The organism is Sphingomonas sp. ABOLG (assembly GCF_003950435.1).
GTDB classification, from domain to species: domain Bacteria; phylum Pseudomonadota; class Alphaproteobacteria; order Sphingomonadales; family Sphingomonadaceae; genus Sphingomonas; species Sphingomonas panaciterrae.
On the sequence record NZ_QQWW01000004.1, the window covers coordinates 217880 to 241138 of the forward strand.

Annotated in this window: 21 protein-coding genes and 1 tRNA gene; 7 read left to right on the forward strand and 15 right to left on the reverse strand. The window is 66.6% G+C overall.

Annotated elements, in window-relative coordinates; translation table 11 throughout:
* Nucleotides 1-4: 4 nt before the first annotated feature.
* Complete coding sequence (locus tag CA236_RS06680; RefSeq protein WP_206430518.1) at nucleotides 5-3151, reverse strand: carboxyl transferase domain-containing protein; 3147 nt, start codon at nucleotides 3149-3151, stop codon at nucleotides 5-7.
* A gap of 145 nt (nucleotides 3152-3296) precedes the next feature.
* On the opposite strand from CA236_RS06680, the gene CA236_RS06685 reads away from it, so the two are divergent.
* A complete protein-coding gene (locus tag CA236_RS06685) occupies nucleotides 3297-4556 on the forward strand; it encodes an MFS transporter (protein WP_241212549.1) in 1260 nt (419 codons plus the stop codon).
* Here CA236_RS06685 and CA236_RS06690 read toward each other — a convergent pair.
* The 6 genes from CA236_RS06690 to CA236_RS06715 all read right to left on the reverse strand — a co-directional run bounded on the left by CA236_RS06690 (nucleotide 4543) and on the right by CA236_RS06715 (nucleotide 10165).
* Nucleotides 4543-5079, reverse strand: a complete 537-nt coding sequence (locus CA236_RS06690) for a (2Fe-2S)-binding protein (protein ID WP_046410733.1) — start codon at nucleotides 5077-5079, stop codon at nucleotides 4543-4545. The two genes, CA236_RS06685 and CA236_RS06690, sit on opposite strands and share 14 nt — an antisense overlap.
* Nucleotides 5080-5152: 73 nt before the next feature.
* Nucleotides 5153-6274, reverse strand: a complete 1122-nt coding sequence (locus CA236_RS06695) for a CaiB/BaiF CoA-transferase family protein (RefSeq protein WP_125945017.1) — start codon at nucleotides 6272-6274, stop codon at nucleotides 5153-5155.
* Between the two features lie 88 nt (nucleotides 6275-6362).
* Complete coding sequence (locus CA236_RS06700; RefSeq protein ID WP_125945018.1) at nucleotides 6363-7472, reverse strand: CaiB/BaiF CoA-transferase family protein; 1110 nt, start codon at nucleotides 7470-7472, stop codon at nucleotides 6363-6365.
* A 10-nt stretch (nucleotides 7473-7482) separates the two neighbouring features.
* Entirely contained in the window at nucleotides 7483-8667 is a 1185-nt protein-coding gene (locus tag CA236_RS06705) for an acyl-CoA dehydrogenase (RefSeq protein ID WP_125945019.1), read from the reverse strand.
* Nucleotides 8668-8807: 140 nt separating this feature from the next.
* Nucleotides 8808-9152 carry a DUF6285 domain-containing protein gene (locus CA236_RS06710; protein ID WP_052742602.1) on the reverse strand — a complete coding sequence of 115 codons (345 nt, stop codon included), beginning with the start codon at nucleotides 9150-9152 and terminating at the stop codon, nucleotides 8808-8810.
* Nucleotides 9149-10165 (reverse strand): phosphotransferase family protein, encoded by a 1017-nt coding sequence (locus tag CA236_RS06715; RefSeq protein ID WP_046410739.1) that lies wholly within the window; start codon nucleotides 10163-10165, stop codon nucleotides 9149-9151. The genes CA236_RS06710 and CA236_RS06715 overlap by 4 nt, the downstream gene beginning before the upstream one ends.
* 90 nt (nucleotides 10166-10255) lie before the next feature.
* Here CA236_RS06715 and CA236_RS06720 point away from each other — a divergent pair, with 90 nt between their 5' ends.
* The 3 genes from CA236_RS06720 (at nucleotide 10256) to CA236_RS06730 (ending at nucleotide 14992) form a co-directional block, all read left to right on the forward strand.
* Entirely contained in the window at nucleotides 10256-11623 is a 1368-nt protein-coding gene (locus CA236_RS06720; protein ID WP_046410740.1) for an acyl-CoA dehydrogenase family protein, read from the forward strand.
* Nucleotides 11624-11779: 156 nt separating this feature from the next.
* A complete protein-coding gene (locus CA236_RS06725; protein ID WP_125945020.1) occupies nucleotides 11780-12775 on the forward strand; it encodes a nitronate monooxygenase family protein in 996 nt (331 codons plus the stop codon).
* Between the two features lie 81 nt (nucleotides 12776-12856).
* Entirely contained in the window at nucleotides 12857-14992 is a 2136-nt protein-coding gene (locus tag CA236_RS06730) for a histidine kinase dimerization/phosphoacceptor domain -containing protein (protein ID WP_125945021.1), read from the forward strand.
* Between the two features lie 38 nt (nucleotides 14993-15030).
* Here CA236_RS06730 and CA236_RS06735 read toward each other — a convergent pair whose 3' ends face one another.
* From CA236_RS06735 to CA236_RS06760, 7 genes are all read right to left on the reverse strand, one after another.
* Complete coding sequence (locus CA236_RS06735) at nucleotides 15031-15546, reverse strand: biliverdin-producing heme oxygenase (protein WP_125945022.1); 516 nt, start codon at nucleotides 15544-15546, stop codon at nucleotides 15031-15033.
* 45 nt (nucleotides 15547-15591) lie between these two features.
* Nucleotides 15592-15678 (reverse strand) — tRNA-Leu (locus CA236_RS06740).
* Nucleotides 15679-15810: 132 nt separating this feature from the next.
* Complete coding sequence (locus tag CA236_RS06745; protein ID WP_046410746.1) at nucleotides 15811-16182, reverse strand: PilZ domain-containing protein; 372 nt, start codon at nucleotides 16180-16182, stop codon at nucleotides 15811-15813.
* Nucleotides 16183-16312: 130 nt separating this feature from the next.
* Complete coding sequence (dksA, locus tag CA236_RS06750; RefSeq protein ID WP_046410748.1) at nucleotides 16313-16774, reverse strand: RNA polymerase-binding protein DksA; 462 nt, start codon at nucleotides 16772-16774, stop codon at nucleotides 16313-16315.
* Nucleotides 16775-17228: 454 nt separating this feature from the next.
* Complete coding sequence (locus CA236_RS06755) at nucleotides 17229-17720, reverse strand: hypothetical protein (protein ID WP_206430519.1); 492 nt, start codon at nucleotides 17718-17720, stop codon at nucleotides 17229-17231.
* Nucleotides 17721-17744: 24 nt separating this feature from the next.
* Nucleotides 17745-17963, reverse strand: coding sequence for a hypothetical protein (locus tag CA236_RS18945; RefSeq protein WP_206430520.1), 219 nt, complete (start codon nucleotides 17961-17963; stop codon nucleotides 17745-17747).
* Nucleotides 17964-18051: 88 nt separating this feature from the next.
* Entirely contained in the window at nucleotides 18052-18561 is a 510-nt protein-coding gene (locus tag CA236_RS06760; RefSeq protein WP_046410749.1) for a host attachment family protein, read from the reverse strand.
* 94 nt (nucleotides 18562-18655) lie between these two features.
* On the opposite strand from CA236_RS06760, the gene serS reads away from it, so the two are divergent.
* Genes serS through tyrS form a run of 3 tightly spaced genes read left to right on the forward strand, consistent with a single transcriptional unit; the run spans nucleotide 18656 to nucleotide 22306 of the window.
* Nucleotides 18656-19945: a serine--tRNA ligase gene (gene serS, locus CA236_RS06765; protein ID WP_125945023.1), complete on the forward strand. Its 1290-nt coding sequence runs from the start codon at nucleotides 18656-18658 to the stop codon at nucleotides 19943-19945.
* A gap of 10 nt (nucleotides 19946-19955) precedes the next feature.
* A complete protein-coding gene (locus tag CA236_RS06770) occupies nucleotides 19956-21023 on the forward strand; it encodes a M23 family metallopeptidase (RefSeq protein ID WP_125945024.1) in 1068 nt (355 codons plus the stop codon).
* Between the two features lie 56 nt (nucleotides 21024-21079).
* The gene (tyrS, locus tag CA236_RS06775) at nucleotides 21080-22306 is read left to right on the forward strand and encodes a tyrosine--tRNA ligase (RefSeq protein WP_125945025.1); all 1227 of its coding nucleotides are present in this window, start codon (nucleotides 21080-21082) and stop codon (nucleotides 22304-22306) included.
* Between the two features lie 18 nt (nucleotides 22307-22324).
* On the opposite strand, the gene CA236_RS06780 is transcribed toward tyrS, so the two are convergent.
* Complete coding sequence (locus CA236_RS06780; protein WP_125945026.1) at nucleotides 22325-23200, reverse strand: MBL fold metallo-hydrolase; 876 nt, start codon at nucleotides 23198-23200, stop codon at nucleotides 22325-22327.
* Nucleotides 23201-23259 lie beyond the last annotated feature (59 nt).

Below are 23259 nucleotides of genomic sequence, written 5' to 3' on the forward strand. Positions count from 1 at the left end.
CAAATCACCAGGTATCGATATAGCGGCCAGACCGGCGCGCCGGCGTCGAGGCGAGCCCGCGCAGCAGCCAGGTGCGTGTATCCGCCGGGTCGATCACCGCGTCGATCTCCAGGAACTGCGCCACCGACACAGCTTTGCCGCGCTCGTAGGAATGCGCGACAAGCTCCTGATATCGCGCCTCTCGCGCCTCGGCATCCTCGATCGCCTCCAGCTCCTTGCGATAGCCGAGCCGCACCGCCCCTTCGAGCCCCATGCCGCCGAACTCGCCGGTCGGCCAGGCAACGGTGAACGGCCCCGCATGGAGCGATCCGCCCGCCATCCCCTGCGCGCCAAGCCCGTATGCCTTGCGCACCACGACCGTGAAGATCGGGACAGACAGCGCCGCCCCGACCACGAACATGCGCGAGGCACGGCGGATCGGCGCGGTCTTCTCCGCCTCCGGCCCGACCATGAAGCCAGGCGTGTCGCACAGCGAGACGATCGGCACGCCGAACGCGTCGCACAGCTGAAAGAAGCGCGCCGCCTTGTCCGCACCTTCCGCGTCAATTGCGCCCGACAAGTAGCGGCAATTATTGGCAATCACGCCCACGGCACGGCCGTCCAGCCGCGCCAGCCCGGTGATCATCCCCTTCGCCCAGCCACCGCGCAGCTCGATGAAGGAACCAGTGTCGAACAGCCCGTCGATCGCGCGGCGGATGTCGAACACGCGCAGCCGATTCTCTGGCACCACGTGCCGCAACAGCCGCTGGTCCGGCGCATCTCCGCCCGCCACCCGCCCCTGGAAAAACGACAGCAGCCGCCGCGCGAGATCGGTCGCCTCCGCCTCATCCTCTGCCAGCACGTCGATCGCACCACTGTTCCAATGCACCTCGACCGGCCCGACTTCCTTGGGCGAATAGACGCCGAGCCCACCGCCCTCGATCATTGCCGGGCCACCGACGCCGATATGCGCGTCGCGCGTGGCGATCGTGATGTCGCAGCTGCCGAACAGCACGGCATTGCCCGCAAAGGAATAGCCCGACGTGATGCCGATCCTCGGCGCAACACCGGACAGCGCGGCAAAGCGGCTGAACGTCGGCACGTCGAGCCCCGTCGCGCCGACCGAATCGACGTCCCCCGGCCGTCCCCCGCCGCCCTCGGTATAGAAGACGATCGGCAGCTTCAGCTCGCCCGCAATACCGAGCAGCCGATCGGTCTTGCGGTGGTTCATATGGCCCTGCGTGCCCGCCAGCACGGTATAGTCATAGGCGAGGCCAAGGCACTTGGCGGCTTCCTCCCCATGATCCGCGGCATTCACCGTGCCGATCCCGCCGATCAGGCCGTCGGCGGGGGTGTTGCGCATCAGATCGTCGAGGGTCCGGCGCCGTCGCTGCGCCGCTATCGTCAGCGCGCCATATTCGATGAAGCTGCCCGGATCGAACAGGTCGTCGATATTCTCGCGCGCCGTGCGCTGGTTGGTACGCCGCCGCCGCTCCACGGCCGCCGGGCGATTGGCGTCGAGCCCCAGCGCATGGCGTGCGCGCACCTCGGCAAGATCGTCGCGGATCAGGTCCAGGTCGAGCGCCGCGGCTTCGGCCGCGACATCCTCGTCACCCTCAGATGGCTCGATCGAAACGAACACCGCGCCCTCGTCGATCACCCGCCCGGTCTCGGCCACGACCGCGCGTACCACGCCCCCGTGCGTCGCGATCACGGCATGCTGCATCTTCAGCGCTTCGATCGTCCCCACTTCGGCACCGCGCATCACCCGGTCCCCCGGCTGCACCCCGATCGCCACCACCACGCCAGCGAGCGGTGCGACGATCGCCTGCGCGTCCACGGGCGCGGCGGGTGCTGCGGCAGCCACGGCAAAATCGCCGACGCTGCGATCGAACCAGCCGGTGTCTACGTCGCCCGCCGCCACCTCGGCGCGCGCGAGCAGCGCCGCATGCAGCGGCAGGTTCGTCGCAACACCCTCGATCTCGAATTCCGCCACCGCGCGCCGTGCCCGCGCCAGCGCCGATTCCCAGTCCGGCGCATGGACGATCAGCTTGGCGAGCAGCGAATCGAACCGTGGGTTGGCTGCCATGCCCGCCTTCAACGCGCCGTCGATGCGGATACCCGGCCCGCCCGGTGCCTCGACGTTGCTGATGGTGCCGCCGGACGCGCGCGGCCTGCCGTCGCCGCCGATCGTCTCGGCATTGATGCGCAGCTGGATCGCGACGCCGCGCGTGTCCGGCCGCTCGGCCGGAACGCTGCCCCCTTCTGCGAGGCGCAGCTGCAGCGCCACCAGGTCCAGCCCGGTCACCTCCTCAGTCACCGTATGCTCCACCTGAAGCCGCGGGTTCACCTCGAGGAAGGCGAACGCCTCCGGGTCATCGGCGGCGCGCTCCTTGTCAACCAGGAACTCCGCCGTGGCCAGCCCGACATAGCCGGTGTCTTCCAGCAGGCGTTCCGCGGCCCGCTCGATCCGCGCGGCAAGCGCCGGGTCGAGCGTTTGCGCCGGCGCAATCTCGATCAGCTTCTGGTGCCGCCGCTGCACCGTGCAATCCCGGGTACCGAGCGCGATCACCCGGCCGGCAGCATCGGCCGCAAGCTGCACCTCGATATGCCGCGCCGCAGGGATATAGCGTTCGACCATCACCTCGGCCGATCCGAACGCCGCCAGCGCCTCCGCGCCCGCCGCCTCGATCTGCGCCGCCAGCGTCGCCGGGTCGTGCACGACCCGGATGCCGCGGCCACCGCCGCCGGCCAGTGCCTTCACCACCACCGGTCCCCTTGCCTCGGCCCCCTCGGCCAGCACCGGCACGCCCACCGCCTGCGCATGGCGCTTGGCGACCGCCTTGTCGCCGAACAGCGCCAGCAGCCTCGCCTCCGGGCCGACGAACAACAGCCCGGCCTTGGCACAAGCCTCGGCAAAAGCCGCATTCTCGCTGAGGAAGCCGTAGCCGGGATGAACCGCATCGCAGCCTGCCTCGCGCGCCGCGGCGATCATCGCATCAAGGGAAAGATAGGCCGCCGGACCTTCGCCGCTCAGTCCGATTGCGCGGTCAGCGGCGCGCACATGCGGCGCGCTCGCGTCATCGGCGGAATGAACCGCGACCGTCTCGATTCCCATGGCAGCAGCCGTGCGTGCGACACGAATCGCGATCTCGCCGCGGTTAGCGATCAACAGGCTTTTTATCGTGCCTCTCCCTTTCAGCCTTCTTTCACGTCGTCATGCCGAAGCATCAACCTCTTTTCGCCTCGGCTGTCCTGACGTGTAAGGGGCAGCAGAAGGTCGCACCCCGCGTTCGATGTCAGGACAGGTTGAAGGCATGAACCCCAGGCTGAAATCAATCATCGGCGGATCGACGGGCAATCTCGTCGAATGGTATGATTGGTATGCCTATGCGGCCTTCTCGCTCTATTTTGCGCCTCATTTCTTTCCGGCGGAGGATCAGACCGCGCAATTGCTGAGTGCGGCGGCGGTATTTGCGGTCGGCTTTGTCATGCGGCCGATCGGTGCGTGGATCATGGGGGTCTATGCCGATCGTCGCGGCCGCAAGGCGGGGCTGACGCTGTCGGTCACCTTGATGTGCGCCGGATCGCTGCTGATCGCCATCACGCCCGGCTATGAGACGATCGGCGTCTTGGCGCCCGGCCTGCTGGTGCTCGCGCGGTTGATGCAGGGGCTGTCGGTTGGCGGCGAATATGGCGCCAGCGCGACCTATTTGTCGGAGATGGCAGGGCGTGACCGGCGCGGTTTTTACTCCAGTTTTCAGTATGTCACACTGATCGCCGGGCAGCTCACGGCACTCATGGTGCTGCTGGTCCTGCAGGTCACAATGGATGAAAGCACCCTGGATTCCTGGGGCTGGCGGATCCCCTTTGCGATTGGCGGGGTGCTCGCGATCGTCGTGTTCCGCATCCGTCGGGGGCTCGCCGAAACGGAAAGCTTCAAGAACAGCAGCGGCCCGAAGTCGGGGTTCTGGACGCTGGTGACTCACCACCCGCGGGAGACCGCGACGGTGATGCTGCTGACGGCGGGGGGCACGCTCGCCTTCTACGCCTATTCGGTCTACATGCAGAAGTTCCTGGTCAATACCAGTGGCTTCGACCGGGAAGTTGCGAGCCGGATCAATGCCGCGACCCTGTTCTTCTTCATGTGTTTGCAGCCGGTCGCCGGCGGCTTGAGCGACCGGATCGGACGCAAGCCGCTGATGATCGCGTTCGGCATTGCGGGGTGCCTGTTCACATATCCGATCTTCGTCGCGCTGGAGAGCGTGCGCAGCCCGTTCGTCGCTACTGGTCTGGTGATGGCGGCGCTGGTGATCGTGACCGGTTATACATCGATCAATGCGGTGGTGAAGGCGGAGTTGTTCCCCGCGAACATCCGCGCGCTGGGCGTGGCGCTGCCCTATGCGCTGGCCAATACGCTGTTCGGTGGCACGGCGGAATATGTCGCGCTGAAGTTCAAGGACCTCGGATGGGAGCGCGGGTTCTATTGGTATGTGACGGGAATGATTGGTGTTTCCCTGATCATCTACCTCAGGATGCGCGACACGCGCGCGACCAGCCGGATCAACGAGGACTGAGCGCGGGGACGGCGCGGGCGGCCTCCGCCGGGTCGATCCCCGGGCGGGTGCCGGCATCGATCGTTTCGTCGCCCCGCGCCACACGCGCTGCCTTTTGGATGGCCTCCACGAGACGCGGGTAGATGCCGCAGCGGCACAGATTGGTGATGGCCCGGCGAATATCGGCCTCGGATGGATCACGCCTGGCCTTGATCAACGCCGATGCTGCCATGACCATGCCGGGGATGCAGAAGCCGCATTGCACGACATTGCCGTCGAGCATGGCGAGTTGCACCGGATCGGCGCGATCGCGCGACAGGCCCTCGATCGTGGTGACGAAGCTGCCCTCGACCTCAGCGATCGTCACCTGGCACGACCGCACGGCGCGGCCGTCGACATCGACCGTGCATGCCCCGCACGCGCCCGTGCCGCAGCCATATTTGGCGCCGGTCAGGTTGGACGCGTCGCGCAGCGCCCACAACAGCGGGGTCGCCGGATCGAGCAGATACTCGACGGCTTCATTGTTGACGGTCAGTTTCGTCATGGGCGCGTCTTAGCGCGAAAACGCTGCGCGAAAAGCGCCACCCCGTGCCGGAGCGCGGCGTGGCGCCTTTCCCTCAATAGCCGAGCGCCGCAATCTCGTCCGCCGAGAAGCCGAGATCACGCAGCACGGCCGCGTCCTGCCGATCGCCGCCAAGCGCGGGCGCCACGGTGCTGCTTTTGGAATAACGCGGTGCAGGTGCGGGCTGCTTGATGCCGCCTGCTTCGACAAAGGTGCCGCGCGCCTTGTTGTGCGCATCGTCATACGCCTCGTCGAACCCGAGCACGGGGGCGAAGCATACGTCGTGACCCTTGAACGCCGCGACCCATTGGTCGCGCGATTTCGTCTTGAACAGGGCGGCCAGCTCATCCTTGAGCGCCGGCCATTGCCGCTGGTCCATCTGCGCCGACCATTTATCATCGCTGAGCCCCATCACCTTGCGGAACTCGGCGTAGAATTGCGGCTCGATCGCGCCGAGCGAAATGAACTTGCCGTCGCTCGTCTCATAAGTGTCGTAGAAATGGGCGGCGGTATCGAGCAGGTTGGTGCCGCGCTCGTCGCTCCACCGGCCCATGCCGCGGAAGCCCCACATCATGGTCATCAGCACCGCCGACCCGTCGGTCATCGCGGCATCGACCACCTGCCCCTCGCCGGTGCGCGCCGCATGAAGCAGCGCGGCGAGCATGCCGTAAGCGAGGAACATGCCGCCGCCGCCGAAATCGCCCGCGAGGTTGATCGGCGGCGTCGGCTTCTCACCCTTGCGGCCGAAGGCGTGGAGCGCGCCGGAAATGGCGATATAATTGATGTCATGGCCGGGTTCGGGCGCCATCGGGCCGTACTGGCCCCAGCCGGTCATGCGGCCGTAGACGAGCTTCGGATTATCGGCGAGCAGCACGTCGGGGCCGAGGCCGAGCCGCTCCATCACGCCGGGGCGATACCCCTCGATGATGGCGTCCGCCCCCTTCACGATCTTGCGCACGGCCGCGATCGACTTGGGATCCTTCAGGTCCATGCCGATCGACTTGCGGCTGCGCAGCAGCGGATCCTTTTCCGCCACGCCATTGCCCTGCGTCTTGCCCGACCGATCGATGCGAATCACCTCCGCGCCGTGATCGGCGAGCATCATGCCGGCAAACGGGCCCGGGCCGATCCCGGCGAATTCAACGATACGGATACCGGCAAGGGGTGGCGTGCTCACGGATGCTCTCTCCTGTCTGATTTGCAGGGAGAGGTATCGCGGCGAGGACGCGAGCACAACAAAAGTTATGCTGGCATAGGGGCCGCCATCAGGAGCGGAGCGTTGGTGCCCCCTTGTCGAGCGCGAGCGCGGCGTCCGAGAACTGGATCGGCGTGCGCAGGCCGGCGATGGGCCGCGTCTCGCTGGCGGGCAGCACCATGCCGCGTGCCTGGACCTGCGGATCGTTCAGCGCCTGCTCGACGGTATTGATCGGCCCCGCGGGCACCCCCGCCGCCTCCAGCTTCGCGAGCAGATCGTCGCGTTCGAAAGCGCGGCAGCGTTCCTCGATCAGCGCGAACAAGGGCGCACGATGTTCGATCCGGCCGGCGTTGGTGTCCCATCGCGGGTCCGGCCCGATCCCGACGATCGCGGCGAAGCGGTGATATTGCGCGTCATTGCCCACCGCCAGGATGAACCAGCCATCGCTGGTCGGGAACACGGCATAGGGACTGACATTGGCATGGGCATTGCCCATCCGCGCCGGATTCTCCCCGCTGGCGAAATAGTTTGCCGCCTGATTGGCGAGCACGCCGACCATCGTGTCGAGAAGCGCGCAATCGACCTGCTGGCCACGCCCGGTGCGCGCGCGCATCATCAACGCGGCCTGGATGCCGATCGTGGCATAAAGCCCGGTCATGATGTCGGCAAAGGCGACGCCGATCTTCTGCGGCGCGCCGTCCGGCTCCCCGGTCAGCGACATGATCCCGCCCATGCCCTGGATGATGAAATCATAGCCGGCACGGTGGGCATAGGGCCCGGTCTGGCCGAAGCCAGTGATCGAGCAATAGACGAGCCGCGGATGATCGGGCGCGAGGCTGGCGTAATCGAGGCCGTATTTGGCTAGGCCGCCGACCTTGAAATTCTCGATCACCACATCGGCGTCGGCGATCAGCGCCCTCACCCGCGCCACGTCCTCCGGCTTCGCGAAGTCGGCGACGATGCTGGTCTTGCCGCGGTTGCACGCGTGGTAATAGGCCGCGGCGCGGTCGCCATCATGCTCCACGAACGGCGGACCCCAGGTGCGGGTGTCGTCCCCCGCCGGGCTTTGCACCTTGATCACCTCGGCCCCGAGATCGGCCAGGATCTGCCCCGCCCAAGGGCCGGCGAGGATTCGGGCAAGCTCGACGACCTTGATGCCCTTGAGCGGGGTTTCCTTCATGGGCCGGCGCTCAGAAGGCGGCGATGCCGGTGATCGCGCGACCCAGGATCAGCGCGTGCACGTCATGCGCCCCCTCATAGGTGTTCACCGTTTCGAGGTTCATCACGTGGCGCATCACCTGATATTCGCCGGAGATGCCGTTGCCGCCGTGCATGTCACGCGAGACGCGGGCAATATCGAGCGCCTTGCCGACATTGTTGCGCTTCACGATGGAGACCATTTCCGGTGCGAAGCGGCCCTCGTCCATCAGGCGGCCGACGCGCAGGGAGGCCTGCAGGCCGAGCGCGATCTCCGTCTCCATATCCGCCAGCTTCTTTTGATAGAGCTGAGTCGCGGCAAGCGGCCGGCCGAACTGATGCCGGTCGAGGCCGTACTGCCGCGCGGCGTGCATGCAGAATTCCGCCGCGCCCATCGCGCCCCAGCTAATGCCGTAGCGGGCGCGGTTGAGGCAGCCGAACGGCCCCTTCAGCCCCTGAACGTCGGGGAGCAGCGAGTCTTCGCCCACCTCGACATCGTCCATCATCACCATGCCGGTGATCGAGGCGCGGAGCGACAGCTTCCCCTCGATCTTCGGCGCGGTGAGGCCCTTCATGCCCTTTTCCAGCACGAAGCCGCGGATCGCGCCGCCATGCGCGTCGCTCTTCGCCCAGATGACGAACACATCGGCGATCGGCGCGTTGGAGATCCAGGTCTTGCTGCCGGAAATACGATAGCCGCCATCGGTCTTGACCGCGCGGGTCTTCATGCCGCCGGGGTCGGAGCCGGCGTCCGGCTCGGTCAGGCCGAAGCAGCCGATCCACTCCCCGCTGGCAAGCTTGGGCAGATACTTCCGCTTCTGCTCCTCCGAGCCATAGGCATGGATCGGGAACATCACGAGGCTGGACTGCACGCTCATCATCGAGCGGTAGCCCGAGTCGATCCGCTCCACCTCGCGCGCGACCAGACCGTAAGCGACATAGGATGCGCCGACGCCGCCATATTCCTCCGGCACGGTCGGGCCGAGCAGGCCGAGCGCCCCCATTTCGCGGAAGATTTCCGGATCGGTATGTTCGTTGGCGAAAGCGTCGATGATGCGCGGCGCAAGCTTTTCCTCGGCATAGGCACGCGCGGTATCGCGCACCATCCGCTCATCCTCGGTCAGTTGTTCGTCGAGGAGAAAAGGATCCGCCCAATCGAAGGCGCCCATGCCGGCCATAATCTGCTCCACCTAAAAGCTGGTCCGCCCCGATCGCGGTCGCCGACCGCGCGCTTCGCCCCAATCCTGGATTGACGAGAAGCGCGCGCCGGCAGCCCGCAGTGAGCGGTGTCAGGAGCGGCTATAGCGGCTGGAGCGAGTCAGCCAAGCGTATGGGCGTATTTGGGCTGATCGATCGCGATCGTATCGAGCGCCGTCGCCTTCAGATGCGCGACCAACGCGGGATCATCGGGGGCGATCGTGCCGCTGCGGATCGCGGCGACCAAGGCGGCGTCGAGCTCGTCGCGGGTGCCGTCGCGGTGCAGCAGCGCACGCATCCGCTCCACCGCCCGGGCGTCCGCCGCCGGGCTGAGCGCCATGTCGCGCGCGGCGATCTCCAGCGCGTTGCGCGCCACCCGCAGCCCGAAGACGCTCGCGCTGCCATCGACCGGCAGCCATTGCGCGACGCCCGCCACCAGTTCCTGCGCGGTCGGGTGCGTGATCATGCCGCGTTCCTTTCGATGATCGCCACGATGTCCGCCTCGGTCTCCGACAGGCGCCGGCCGATCACGCCGCGCTCCGGCCCGGCGCTCGGGTCCGAGGCGAAGCTTGCGTACATGCCCATCGTCATGACGCCCCATTTGAGGCTGCCGAGCATCGACCAGAAATCGACTCGCGCCGCGCTGATCGGCTCGCCGCCCGCCTCGGCATAGCCATCGAGCAGGTCCTGCACGTCGCCGAAACCGCCGACGTAGCGATCGGGCCGGCCGAACTTCCAACTGTTGGTGCACAGCCATCCCAGATCCTCGGCCGGGTCGCCGACATGCACCAGCTCCCAGTCGAGCACCGCGACGAGGCCCTCGTCGGGATCGACCATGATGTTGCCGTTGCGGAAATCGCCGTGGACGAAGCGGGACGTCACCTTCTCCTTCGGCAGCCGCTTTTCCAGCCAGCGGAACGCGGCCTCGATCGTCGGGCGTACCGCGCCGGTGGCGCGCCACGTCGCCTCGTAATTGGCAAGGGTGGTTTCCGCGTCGGTCTGGTCGAGGCCATCAAGCGGCGCGACCGAGTGGATGCGGGCGAGCGCCGCGCCGCATTGCCGGGCAAGCTTGCCGCGCGCCGGCTCGAAGGCGGGATCGCTGGTGATCTTCTTGCCCAGCGTCTCGCCGGCCACGCGGTGCATGACATAGGCCTCGTCCAGCCCGTCGGCCTCCTCGTCGCAGACATAGGTGACGATCGGTGCGGGAACGCCCGCCTCAACGGCAAGCGCGATCGCCTCCGCCTCGCGACGCAGCGGCGGTTTCGAGACGGCGGAGTTCATCACCATCCGCGTGCGGCGGCGAAGGATCAGCGGCGTCTTCGCCTCGCCCTCACCCACCGCATCGAACGCCCATGTCTCCATGCTCGCGCCGCCGGTCAGCCGTACCAGATTCTCGACCCGCTCAGCCCCGGGGGCCATGCGCGGTGCAAGCGCGGACAGTCGCCGCGCCAACTCGTCTTTCGAAAGCCTCTCCGCCATCGCCCCTCGGCTTGTTTGAATTAGGGGCTTTAAAATCCGTGAGAGGCCGCTACGCAAGTTAAAAGAGTCGACTTAATTCGGGAGAGGGCCATGGATTTCGGATTGCCGCAGGATCTGCTCGACTATCTCAAGGAGCTGGATGCGTTCATCGAGGCGGAGATCAAGCCGCTGGAGGATGCCGACGATAACGTCCGCTTCTTCGACCACCGCCGCGAATATGCGCGGACCGATTTCGAGGCCGGCGGCCTGCCGCGGCACGAATGGGAAGAGCTGATGCGCGAGGCGAAGCGCCGCGCCGACAAGGCGGGGCATTTGCGCTTCGCGATGGATCCCAAGTTCGGCGGCAAGGGCGGGTCGAACCTGTGGATGTGCGTCATCCGCGAATATCTCGCTGCCAAAGGCCTCGGCCTCCACAACGATCTGCAGACCGAACACAGCATCGTGGCGAACAACCCGTTCGCCAAGATGTTCGACGATTTCGGCACCGAGGAGCAGAAGGAGGAATTCATCACCGGTACGCTGAACGGCACCCGCCGGGTGACCTTCGGTTTGACCGAGCCGTATCACGGCTCCGACGCGACCCATATGGAAACGCGCGCGGTGCCGGAATCGCGCAACGGCGTGCCGGGCTATGTCATCAACGGCGAGAAGATGTGGACGACGGGGATGCACGTCGCGACGCATTGCGCGCTGTTCGCCCGCACCAGCGGCGATGACGGCGCGGCGAAGGGCATCACCTGTTTCCTGGTGCCGACCGATGACGAGGGCGTCCAGATCGAGGAATATCTCTGGACCTTCAACATGCCGACCGATCACCCGCGCGTCAGCTTCAAGGACGTATGGGTGCCGGAGACGACGATCTTCGGCGATCCGGAAAACGGCCTCCCCGTCGCCCAGGCGTTCGTGCACGAGAATCGCATCCGCCAGGCCGCGTCATCGCTGGGCGCAGCGACTTACTGCATCGAGGAATCGATCCGCTACGCCCGGCAGCGCAAGCCGTTCGGCGAGGATCTCGCCCGCAACCAAGCGATCCAGTTCCCACTGGTGGAGCTCGCCACCCAGGCCGAGATGCTTCGCCTGCTGATCCGCAAGACGGCGTGGGAAATGGACCAGATGCCGCACCATGAGGTGGAAAAGCGCCTCTCGGACAAGGTGTCGATGTGCAATTACTGGGGCAATCGCCTCTGCTGCGAGGCGGCTGATCGCGCGATGCAGGTCCATGGCGGCATCGGCTATTCGCGCCACAAGGCGTTCGAGCACATCTACCGCCACCATCGCCGCTATCGCATCACCGAAGGCGCGGAGGAAATCCAGATGCGCAAGGTGGCGGCCTTCCTGTTCGGCTACCTCGGGCCGCGCCGGCAGGAGTTCAAGGAACTCGACTGGAGCGATGTCGACTATCGCAACAGCCAGATCCGGCCGCGTTCGGGCAAGCAGGCGCTGGGCAGCGTGTTCTGATCGACGGACCGCCCCCGCCGCTGCCGCCGCGCGTTGGTGCGCATGGCAGCTGGCGGGGCGGGCCAACCGCGCGCCGAGCGGACTTGCGGCCCCGCCGCGATCGGCATAACATCTGTTACGTTAGCGCGCCCGACGAGGCGCCCATGGGAGAGGGAAATGCTCAAGACGCGGTTCACCGAGGCGTTCGGGGTCGACTATCCGATCGCGCAGGGCGGCATGCAGTGGGTCGGCAAGGCGCATCTCGTCGCCGCCGTCGCGAATGCCGGTGCGCTCGGTTTCGTCACGGCGCTGACTCAGCCCACGCCGGAGGATCTGGCGAAGGAAATCCAGCGGACCAAGGATCTGACGGACAAGCCGTTCGGCGTGAACCTGACGATCCTGCCGACGATCACGCCGCCGCCCTATGCCGAATATCGCCGCGCGATCATCGAGGGCGGGATCAAGGTGGTCGAGACTGCCGGCTACAAGCCGCAGGAGCATATCGACGATTTCAAGGCGCACGGGATCAAGGTGATCCACAAGTGCACCGCGGTCCGCCACGCACTGTCGGCCGAGCGGATGGGCGCGGACGCGATCTCGATCGACGGTTTCGAATGTGCCGGCCACCCGGGCGAGGACGATATCCCCGGCCTGATCCTGATCCCGGCAGCCGCCGACAAGATCACGGTGCCGATGCTCGCGTCCGGCGGCTTCGGCGATGGACGCGGCCTCGTCGCGGCGCTGGCGCTGGGTGCCGACGGCATCAACATGGGCACGCGTTTCTGCGTCACGCAGGAGGCGCAGATCCCCGACAGCTTCAAGCAGCAGATGGTCGAAAATGATGAGCGCGCGACCGACCTCATCTTCCGCACGCTGCACAACACCGCCCGCGTGATGAAGAACAAGGTCAGCCAGGAAGTCGTGGCGATCGAGCGCAAGGGTGGCGCCGAGTTCAAGGACATCCAGCATCTGGTGGCAGGTGCGCGTGGCCGTGCGGCGATGGAAAATGGCGATACCCAAGACGGCATCTGGTCGGCCGGCATGGTGCAGGGCCTGATCCACGACGTGCCGACGGTGAAGGAACTGGTCGACCGCATCGTGGCAGAGGCGGAGCAGATCATCGAAGGCCGGCTGCAGTCGATGATCAGCCGCTATGCCGAAGCTGCGGAGTAACAAAAGTTATTGATTTCGATCAGTTGCGCGGTTCGTTCGGAACAGGCATTTGACCTTCCTTTACGGGTTCAAGGGAAGGTCATGGCGAGCTTAAGCGAGCGGGCCGCGCCCGAATTGACGGAATGTGATCGCGAGCCGATCCACATTCCCGGAGCCATCCAGCCGCATGGCCTGCTGCTCATCGCTGATCCCGAAACGCTGCGCGTCCTGGCGGGGGCCGGCGCGCTGGAAGAGGTATTCGGCACCGACTGGCTGGGCGCACCGCTCCAGCAATTGCTGGCGCAGGACGTCGCCGCGCGGCTGGACAATCCGATCGCCGGGCCGGGAGGCACGATCCGCGGCACGCCGCTGATCGTCGACGATCGCGCCTATGACGTAGCGATCCATCGCGGCGCCGACCAGGTGATCGTCGAACTGGAGCCGACCGGCACCGAGCCGCTGCTGGCCGGAGACATCCTGTCGTGGATGGACGTGATCGCTGCGGGGTTTGAGCGCGCGAGCAATCTCCAGATGCTGTGTGCACGTGCCGCCACCGCCTTTCGCGCGCTGACCGGTTTCGACCGGGTGATGGTGTACCGCTTTCTTGATGACGAGGCGGGCCGTGTCGTTGGCGAGGATCGGGACCCCGCGCTCGGCACCTTCATGCACCATCACTTTCCGGCAGCGGACATTCCGCGCCAGGCGCGGGCGCTCTACGTGCGCAACCGCGCGCGCGTGATCCCCGATGTCGGCTATTCGCCCGCGCCGATCCGTCCGGCACAATATAGCGGCACCGACCTCAGCGACGTATCGGTGCGCAGCGTGTCGCCGATCCATGTCGATTACCTGCGCAACATGGATGTGGGCGCGTCCGCGTCGATCTCGATCGTCAAGGATGGGGTGCTGTGGGGCCTGATCGCCTGTCATCACCGCACCGCCAAGCTGATGCCGATCGATATCCGGATGGCGGCGACGACGCTGTCGGGTGGCCTCGCACGGCAGATTCGCGCCAAGGAAGAAGCCGAAAGCTATCGCGAGCGGCTGGCGCTGCGCGCGGCGGAGGATTCGCTGGTGCCCGCGCTGAAGCCGCCGCTCACGCGCGCGGTGAGCGACCGGCACGATGATCTGCAACGGATGCTGGACGCCGACGGCGTGGCGCTGGTCCATCCCAAGGGTGTCGATTGCTACGGCCGGTGCCCGTCGAAGAGCGAGATCGAGGCGATTGCCGAATGGCTCGGCGAGCGCAACACGACCGAGGCCTATGTCACCCACATGCTGCCGAGCCAGTATCCGCCGGCCCAGGACTATGCGGACAAGGCCAGCGGACTGCTCGCGGTGTCGGTGCCGGAAGAGAATGCGACCATCCTGTGGTTCCGCGCCGAGCAGGTCGAGGAGATCGAATGGGCCGGCAACCCGCACAAGGGCATAGGCCATGATCCACAGGCGACGCTGACGCCGCGCGCGTCGTTCGAATCGTGGCGTGAGACGGTGCGCGGACGCTCGCGCCGCTGGACGCTGGAGCAGGTGGAGGCGACGCATCGCCTGCGGCGTGCTTTCCGTGACGCGCGCGATTCGCGCGAGCGGCAGCGGTTGTTCCAGGAATTGGAGCGTGCCGTCGCCGACAAGGACAACGCGCTGGCGCAGAAGGACGTGCTGATGAAGGAGGTGGACCACCGCGTCCAGAACAGCCTTCAGCTCGTCTCCGCCTTTCTCTCGCTCCAGGCGCGCGACGCGGGGCCGGGCCAGGTCGCCGACCAGTTGATCGAGGCGCGCTCGCGCCTGTCGGCGGTGGCGCTGGTGCACCGGCGGCTATATCGTGACGACCAGATCGAGACCGTCGATCTTGCCCGCTATCTCGATGAACTGGTGCAGGATCTGCGCGGCTCACTGGGCCAGGAATGGGCTTCGCAGATGACGATCGACCTGACGCCGTTGCTGATCCCCACCGATCGCGCGATCAGCGTCGGGCTGGTGGCGTCGGAACTGGTCATCAACGCGACCAAATACGCCTATGAGGGCGGCACCGGGCCGATCGACATTTCACTGGAGCAATATCGCAACCGCTTCCGCCTGATCGTCGCGGATCATGGCGTCGGGGTGACGGGCGACCGCGTCGGCTTCGGCAGCCGGATGATGCAGGCGGTGATCGGGCGGCTGAACGGAACGCTCGATCATGCCGACAACAGCCCGGGCCTGCGCGCGATCCTGACCGCGCCGATCGAGGACGACACAGACTGACGGGGGACGGTCGCGCCGCGCCGGGTGGTGCGATCGTGTCAGATGGCGGGGACGCGGGCGGCCGCCTCGTACAAGGCAAAGGTATCGAGCGCGCCGGCGATCATGGCGGCGTGCCAGGCCTCGTCCTGCGGCGCGGCGGCCGTATCAATCGCGGTGCGGATCGTGCGCCACTCGCCTGGCTGATGCACCGCCGACAGATAGGCGCGCGGGAGGCCGGCGCCGACGCGCTTCGCCAGGATACCGCCGCCGAGCCGCGATCCCTCCACCACATATAGGGCGCCCCATGCCGCCGCCTCGCCGCCGGAGGCGGTCTCAATCGGCAGATCGACGCTGGCGCCCAGCGCCGCAAGGTCAGCGGCGAGCAACGGCGTGCGACGACGAAGCGCGCGCCATATCTGCGCCGCGCGCGCCTCTGCCGTCGGCAGCGCGCGGGCATGCGCCAGCAGCATCGCGCGATATTCGCACGGATCGGCAAAGTCGTAGCCCGCAAAGGCCGAATCGACCGAGTCATGCGCGGCGGCGGTGGCGGTACGAAGCAGGGAAATGGCAGACATTGCCGGCGCGATGCCTGATCGGGAGGCCGGCGTCGAGCCAGTCTATGGTACGGGTGGTCGGACTCGAACCGACAATCTGTTGCCAGAGGCGGATTTTGAGTCCGCTGCGTCTACCAATTCCGCCACACCCGCGTGTCCGGAGGGCGCCTTTGGCATGAACTGGGCGTGCCCGTCCAGCCCGCGATCAGGCTCGTTCCCACTTTATCGTCAGGCTTGGCCACTGGCGCTACGCAACGGTGGTCGCCGCGGGAATGAACGGGGCTATCAGCCCGGGAAGCGCATGGTCCGCGGCTCGGCCTGGTCCGACGCGCGGGCGCCAAGCGGCTTTCGCGCGCGCTGCGGATCGATCGGCCGGTCGAAGGCGATCCCTGCCCGTCCCTCGGTCTGCCACGCCACGCGGCCGGAGACGAGGCCAATCCCGCGCAATTCGATCTGCACCGCAGACTCAGGCGACACAGGTTCGGGCAATTCCGCCATCAGGCCGCCGGCAGAAAGATTGCGAACCCGGACCGACAGGTCGTTCGGCATTCCTTCCACCTTCAGACGCGCCAGCAGCAACAGGCTGTCCCGACCACGATCGCCAGTGGCAGGCGTTTGGGAATCGTCGAGGAAGATGCTCGCGGAAGGGGAGTCCATGGGCGAGGATTATTCCAGCATGTGTTTACGATTGCAAACAAACAGCCGTCAGACTGTCCCATTTAGGACCAATCCATCGTCTTTAGCCCACGACCGGCGGGGTGGATGATCCCGCCGGGACCGCAGCGGCTCAATCCTCGCGAGAAACCTTTTCGTTGCGCTCGTGCCGTTCCTGCGCCTCGACCGTCATGGTCGCAATCGGCCGCGCCTCAAGCCGGCCCAGGCTGATCGGCTCGCCGGTCACCTCGCAATAGCCATATTCGCCATCATCGATCCGGCGCAGCGCCGCCTCGATCTTGCCGATCAGCTTGCGCTGGCGATCGCGCGTACGCAACTCGATCGACCAGTCGGTCTCGCTCGACGCGCGATCGTTGAGATCCGCCTCCCGCAGCGAGTCGACCTGAAGCTGTGACAGCGTGCCCTGCGATTCCCGGAGGATCGCGTCCTTCCAGGCCAGAAGCTTGGCCCGGAAATATTCCTGCTGTCGAGGGTTCATGAACGGTTCGTCCGGGCTTGGACGGTAACCGTCGTCGTTTGCAGCCCCTAGGTCTGCTGGGTCTATCTGATCCACGCGATTGTACGCCGTCGCCATCGACCTATCTCCCCGCCCGCGTCAGGGTGTCGTAGCACCACCGCGCCCCGGAAGGGGCCTATAGACGCGGAGCAGACAACCGACAAGCACTCGCAAGCGTATAAAAGTGCTTATTTGATATTCGGTTGCGACGACATGAACGAATTAACCGATCGCTGGATGTCCCGGAGTGACACGTCCGCCCCAAATTGTGCGCTGCACCTCATGTTTTTCGCGGTTATTGGATACAGGGACGAACCATTGCTGTTGTGTTTAAGGCTTTGTTCGGCACCTTGAGCCCACAAGGGCAGCAACGCTTTTGAAGAACAGGTGGCCCCTGGCCTCCAGCAGAATGAGAAAGTGACATCATGTCGGTGCGGATGGCTTTGGCGAAACTCTGCGCGTGCACCGTTGGCGGTGCAATCGTCGGCGGAGGCGCAGTGCATGTCGCCCAGACACAGAAAGCTCGCAGTTCCTATACCAAGTTCGTGAAGCAGGCGCCCAAGAAGGTCGTCCGGCGCCCGCGGCCGACGACCCCCGTACGCCGAGTCGTCCAGGCTGCGACGCCGCCGACCTGCGCGCCGGCCGTGGTGACGGTCGCGTCGCAGGCAGCGCCCGTTCCGGTGCCGCTGCCCCCGGCCCCCTCGGTCGTGTCCGGCGGCGGTGAGGTCGCGCCGATCGTCGGTGGTGGCTGGGGCGGTGGCTTTGGCGGCGGCGGCTTCTTTGCCGGCGGGTTCTTCGGCGGATCGGGCGGATCGGGCTCCAGCGGGATCGTGATTTCCTCGACGTCCAGTTCGAGCGGCGGGTCGACCTCCACGTCGTCGGGTGGCTCGTCCACCTCGACGGGCGGCTCCTCGACGTCGACCTCCACGGGGGGCTCGTCGACGTCCACCTCGACCGGCGGTTCGTCTACCTCGTCGTCGACGTCTACCGGGTCATCCACCTCCTCCTCGACGTCGTCCTCCACCTCGGGCTCGACGTCGAGCTCCTCCTACGGTTCGTCGTCCAAGGGCTGGGGCTCGTCGTCGAAGGGCTGGGGCTCATCGTCCAAGGGCTGGTCTTCGAACGGCGGGCATCCCGGCACCAGCAGCGGCAACCCGTCGCCGGTTCCTGCTCCGCCGATGATGATCCTGTTCGGCGCAGCGGCGGCAGCGCTGATCGCCCGTCGACGGTTCGTGAAGAAAGCGCAGCCGGCGGACTGACGGCGCAATCCCGCCGCGCCTGCGCTGACACAATGAAGGCGGCGTACCCCGTGGTGGGTACGCCGCCTTTCCTTATTTCCCTTCCGAGCCCTGGCCTCAGGCGTCGAGCAACGCCTTTTCGATGTCGGCGATCGGGTGGCCGGTCAGATCCTTGGCCAGTTCGCCCGACAGACGATCGGTCACTTCCTTGTGGTAGTGTTTGCGCAATTCGCCGAGCGTCTTGGGCGGCGCGATGACGATCAGCGAATCATATTCGTTGGAGAACGCCCGCTTCTTCAGCAGCTCGGCCGCGTCCGCGGCAAAGCGATCCTCCTCGAGCTGATGATAATCGGTCTCACCCAGCGAGCCGCGCGAGGGGGCGAATTGCGCGCCCGCACCTTGCGCATGGTTGGAACCGTTGCGCGCGATGGAGGGCGCACCGGGACCCGACTGCGTGGAGGACGCCCGGCCTGCCTTGTCGGTCTTCTGATCGAGATCCGACGGGTTGGGCCGCTCCTCGGCATGTTCCACGGTCAGATTGGGGTGCACTTCATCGCCTTCGTTGCGCAGGAAGAGCAGCTTGCGGCCATCCGCGACCAGAACGACGGAATTGTACGGCACGTGCATGAGCAAGGTCTCCTGTTTTGCTTGTCATGAGAAACAACGCGCCGCCGCCGGGCCGGGTTGCCTCACTGATCGCTGCCCGGCATAGCCCCGCGCCATGCTCGACATTCGCCTGATCCGTGACGATCCCGCCGCCTTCGACGCCGCCATGGCGCGCCGTGGCAAGCCGGCGGATGCCGCCACCATCCTCGATCTCGATCGCCGCCGCCGCGAGGTGGTGACGGAGCTTCAGGTCGGTCAGGCGCGCCGCAACGAGGCGTCGAAGGCGATCGGCGCGGCCAAGGCGAAGAAGGACGAGGAAACCGCCGCCGCTCTGATGGCGGAAGTCGCGACGCTCAAGCAGCGGCTGCCCGAGCTGGAGGCAGAGGAAGCGCGGCTCGGCGGCGCGCTCGACGGCCTGCTTGCCGGCCTGCCCAACCTGCCGCTTGCCGACGTGCCCGATGGCGCGGACGAGAACGACAATCGGCTGATCCACGAACGCGGTCAGCGCCCGATGTTCGACTTTGCGATCAGCGAGCATGACGCGATCGGCCCCGCACTCGGCCTCGATTTCGAGACCGGCGCTTTGCTGTCCGGCGCGCGTTTCACGCTCGTGCGCGGCCATGTCGCGAAGCTCGCCCGCGCGCTCGGCCAGTTCGGCCTCGACGTGCTGACGCGCGACTATGGCTATGAGGAAGTGATCCCGCCGCTCCTCGTGCGGGACGAAGCGATGTTCGGCACCGGCCAGTTGCCCAAGTTCGCCGAGGATCTGTTCCGCACCACCGACGGCCGTTGGCTGATCCCGACGAGCGAGGTCAGCCTCACCAACATCGTGCGCGAGAAGATCCTTTCCGCCACCGATCTGCCGCTGCGCTTCACCGCGCTCACCCCGTGTTTCCGGTCCGAGGCCGGCGCGGCCGGACGCGACACGCGCGGCTTCATCCGCCAGCATCAGTTCGACAAAGCCGAGATGGTCTCGATCGTCGAGCCCGATCAGTCGGAGGCCGAGCATGAGCGGATGACCGCCGCCGCGGAGGACGTGCTGACCCGGCTGGAGCTGCCGTTCCGCCGCATGAAGCTGTGCACTGGCGACATGGGCTTCTCGGCGGCCCGCACCTACGACATCGAGGTCTGGCTGCCGGGGCAGGATCGCTATCGCGAAATTTCGTCCTGCTCCACCTGCACCGATTTCCAGGCACGCCGCATGAACGCCCGCTTCCGCCCGGAAGGCGAGAAGAACACGCGCTTCGTCCATACGCTCAACGGTTCGGGGCTGGTGATCGGCCGGACGATCGTGGCGATCCTGGAGAACTACCAGCAGGCCGACGGCTCGGTCGCGGTGCCCACCGTGCTTCAGCCCTATCTTGGCGGGCTGAACCGTCTGGAGCCGCGGCCCGTCCAGGGTTAATGCAGCGGTAATGACGAACCGTATCCCGCTTGCGCTGCCGCTCGCGATCGCGTTGGCGGGATGCATTCCCTCGGTCGACCGCCCCACGCGGCCAACCCCGCCGCGCCCCGATACGGGCGGCAACTATCCGCCCCCTCGCCCCGGGCCGCGACCGCAGGAGCAGGTCGATCAGCTTCCCGCCCCGCCGCCTGCCTGGGAGCAGCGCGGGGTGGCGGACGATGCGCGGCAGATCGCCGAACAGACCTATGTCGTGCGGTCGGGCGATTCGCTGCGCGCCATCGCCGAGCGGACCGGCGCGGGCTCCGAAGCGATCGCGCGCGCCAACGGCCTGTCCGCGCCCTTCGTCATTTACGCCGGCCAGCGGCTGCGCATCCCCGGCGGCCGCTATCACTTGGTGCGCTCCGGCCAGACCGGCATCGCCATCGCGCGCGCCTATGGCGTCGAATGGTCGCACATCGTCGCCGCCAACGACCTTAGCGAACCCTACATCCTGCGCACCGGGCAGCGTATCCTGATCCCGGGTGACGCACGCCCGCGCAGCGCCGCCGAGCGTGCCGCCGCCTTCCGCCTCGACATCGATGACATCATCACCGGTGGTGAGCCGGCGATCGCCGAGAACCAGGCACCGGCCAAGCCGGTCGCGACGCCGCGCCGTGTCCTGCCCGCCACCGCGGCGGTCGCGCCGCCCACCAGCAGCCCGGGCCGCTTCATGTGGCCGGTCGACGGTCGCATCGTCGGCCGCTTCGGCGCCGGCGCCAGCGGCCAGCGCAACAACGGCATCAAGATCGCGGTGCCGACCGAAACGCCGGTCCGCGCCGCCGCCGACGGAACCGTCGCTTATGTCGGCGACGGCATCGTCGCGCTCGGCGGGCTGGTGATCATCCGCCACGGCGAGAATTGGACCAGCGTCTACGGCCACGCCTCCAAGCTGCTCGTCCAGCGTGGCCAGGCAGTGAAGAAGGGCCAGACGATCGCGCTGTCCGGCGACACGGGTTTTGCCGATCAGCCCGAACTCCATTTCGAGCTGCGCAAGGGCCGCAGCCCGGTCGATCCGGCGACTCAGCTCACCCGGAAATAGCCGGCACACGCCTCCCGCTTGCGGGCGGGGCCGGGTGAGGGCATGTGCGGCCCGTTATGACCGATCATCAGTCCGATCTCCTCCGGGTCCTCACCGACCGCGGCTACATCCACCAGATGACCGACGCGGCCGCGCTCGATGCGCTCGCCACGAAGCAGGTGGTGCCGGGCTATATCGGCTTCGATCCGACCGCGCCGTCGCTCCACGTCGGCAGCCTCGTCCAGATCATGCTGCTGCGCCGTCTGCAGCAGACCGGGCACAAGCCGATCGTCCTGATGGGCGGCGGCACCGGCAAGATCGGCGATCCGTCGTTCAAGGAAGAATCGCGCCAGCTGCTGACCGAGGACAGGATTGGCGCCAACGTCGCCTCGATCCGCCGCATCTTCGAACGCTTCCTGACGTTCGGTGACGGGCCCACCGACGCGGTGATGGTCGACAATGCCGACTGGCTCGACAAGCTCGAATACATCCCCTTCCTGCGCGAGGTCGGCCAGCATTTCTCGGTCAACCGGATGCTGTCGTTCGATTCGGTGAAGCTGCGGCTCGATCGCGAGCAGTCGCTCAGCTTCCTCGAATTCAACTACATGATCCTGCAGGCATACGACTTCCGCGAGCTGTCGCAGCGCCACGGCGTGCGGCTTCAGATGGGCGGCAGCGATCAATGGGGCAATATCGTCAACGGCATCGAACTCGCCCGCCGCATGGACGGGACCGAAGTGTTCGGCGTCACCACGCCCCTGCTCACCACCGCCGACGGGCAGAAGATGGGCAAGACCGTCTCGGGCGCCGTCTGGCTGCACGAGGATCAGCTGCCGCACTTCGATTACTGGCAGTTCTGGCGCAACACCGATGATCGCGACGTCGGCCGCTTCCTGCGCCTGTTCACCGACCTGCCGGAGGACGAGATCGCCCGGCTCGAAAAGCTCGAGGGCGCGGAGATCAACGAGGCGAAGAAGATCCTCGCCAACGAAGCGACCGCCATGTGCCGCGGCCGCGAGGCAGCGGAACAGGCCGCCGAAACCGCCCGCAAGACCTTCGAGGAAGGCGCCAGCGGCGACGCCCTCCCCACCTTCGCCGCCAGCGGAGAGGTGGCGCTGGTCGACGTCCTCGTCGGCCTCGGCTTCTGCGCCTCCAAGGGCGAGGCGCGCCGCCTGATCAAGCAGGGCGGCGCACGCGTTGCCGGCGAGAAGGTCTCGGACGAAGCCGCCACCGTCACCGCCGGCGGCGAGCCGGTCCGCATCTCCGCGGGCAAGAAGCACCACGGCCTCCTCGTCACCGGCTGACGCAGCCGGGACGCCCCTCTATTCTGCGCGTTGCCGAGGCTTCACGGGAATGCGCAGATAGGTGACCCCATTGTCCGCCGCCTCGTGGAAGCGGCCGGCGCGGATGTTGACTTGGATCGACGGCAACAACAGCCGCGGCACGGCGAGGCCAGCGTCGCGCTGCTCGCGCATGGCGACGAACGCGTCCTCGCTTACCGCGTCATGAACATGCACGCTCGATCGACGCTGCTCGTCCACGGTCGTCTCCCAGCGATATTCGTCGCGACCGGACGCCTTATAGTCATGGCACAGGAACAGCCGCGTCTCGCCAGGCAGCGACAGCAGCCGGCGGATCGAGCGATATAAAGTGCGGGCGTCGCCACCCGGGAAGTCGGCACGCGCGGTGCCATAATCGGGCATGAACAGGGTATCGCCGACGAACGCGGCATCACCGATCAGATAGGCGACATCGGCTGGCGTATGGCCGGGCACGTGCAGCACCTCGACGGTGAGGTCGCCGATCTGGAAGCGGTCGCCGTCGTCGAACAGGCGATCGAAATCCGATCCGTCGGTCTTCAGGTCCGTCATCGCGAATACCGGGCGAAAGATGCGCTGCACGTCGCGGATGTGCGCGCCGATGCCGATCCATGCGCCCGTATGCGCCTTGATGAAGGGCGCCGCCGACAGGTGATCGGCATGCGCATGGGTCTCGAGCACGATCGCGATCTGCCATCCGTCCTCATCGGCAAAGGCGAGGATCCGCTCTGCGGACCGGGTATCCACCTCGCCGCTCGCCAGGTCGAAATCGAGCACCGGGTCGATCACCGCCGCGATGCGGGTGGCCGGGTCGCCGACGAGATAGCTGATCGTGTTGGTCGGCTCATCGAAGAAGGCCTTGATGAAAGGCTGGGTCATATTCGGCTCCATCATGCCTTGCATATGTATTAGCAATTGCTAAATTAGCAATATCTAAT

Coding starts and splice junctions, on each gene's coding strand:
- CA236_RS06685 (WP_241212549.1), top strand. CDS start 3,297: ATGAACCCCAGGCTGAAATCAATCATCGGCGGATCGACGGGCAATCTC.
- CA236_RS06780 (WP_125945026.1), bottom strand. CDS start 23,200: ATGACCCAGCCTTTCATCAAGGCCTTCTTCGATGAGCCGACCAACACG.
- dksA (WP_046410748.1), bottom strand. CDS start 16,774: ATGGCGACGGCGTACAATCGCGTGGATCAGATAGACCCAGCAGACCTA.
- CA236_RS06705 (WP_125945019.1), bottom strand. CDS start 8,667: ATGGCCGGCATGGGCGCCTTCGATTGGGCGGATCCTTTTCTCCTCGAC.
- tyrS (WP_125945025.1), top strand. CDS start 21,080: ATGACCGATCATCAGTCCGATCTCCTCCGGGTCCTCACCGACCGCGGC.
- CA236_RS06700 (WP_125945018.1), bottom strand. CDS start 7,472: ATGAAGGAAACCCCGCTCAAGGGCATCAAGGTCGTCGAGCTTGCCCGA.
- CA236_RS06715 (WP_046410739.1), bottom strand. CDS start 10,165: ATGGCGGAGAGGCTTTCGAAAGACGAGTTGGCGCGGCGACTGTCCGCG.
- CA236_RS06690 (WP_046410733.1), bottom strand. CDS start 5,079: ATGACGAAACTGACCGTCAACAATGAAGCCGTCGAGTATCTGCTCGAT.
- CA236_RS06730 (WP_125945021.1), top strand. CDS start 12,857: ATGGCGAGCTTAAGCGAGCGGGCCGCGCCCGAATTGACGGAATGTGAT.
- CA236_RS06720 (WP_046410740.1), top strand. CDS start 10,256: ATGGATTTCGGATTGCCGCAGGATCTGCTCGACTATCTCAAGGAGCTG.
- CA236_RS06760 (WP_046410749.1), bottom strand. CDS start 18,561: ATGCACGTGCCGTACAATTCCGTCGTTCTGGTCGCGGATGGCCGCAAG.
- CA236_RS06725 (WP_125945020.1), top strand. CDS start 11,780: ATGCTCAAGACGCGGTTCACCGAGGCGTTCGGGGTCGACTATCCGATC.
- CA236_RS06735 (WP_125945022.1), bottom strand. CDS start 15,546: ATGTCTGCCATTTCCCTGCTTCGTACCGCCACCGCCGCCGCGCATGAC.
- CA236_RS06710 (WP_052742602.1), bottom strand. CDS start 9,152: ATGATCACGCACCCGACCGCGCAGGAACTGGTGGCGGGCGTCGCGCAA.
- serS (WP_125945023.1), top strand. CDS start 18,656: ATGCTCGACATTCGCCTGATCCGTGACGATCCCGCCGCCTTCGACGCC.
- CA236_RS06770 (WP_125945024.1), top strand. CDS start 19,956: ATGACGAACCGTATCCCGCTTGCGCTGCCGCTCGCGATCGCGTTGGCG.
- CA236_RS06745 (WP_046410746.1), bottom strand. CDS start 16,182: ATGGACTCCCCTTCCGCGAGCATCTTCCTCGACGATTCCCAAACGCCT.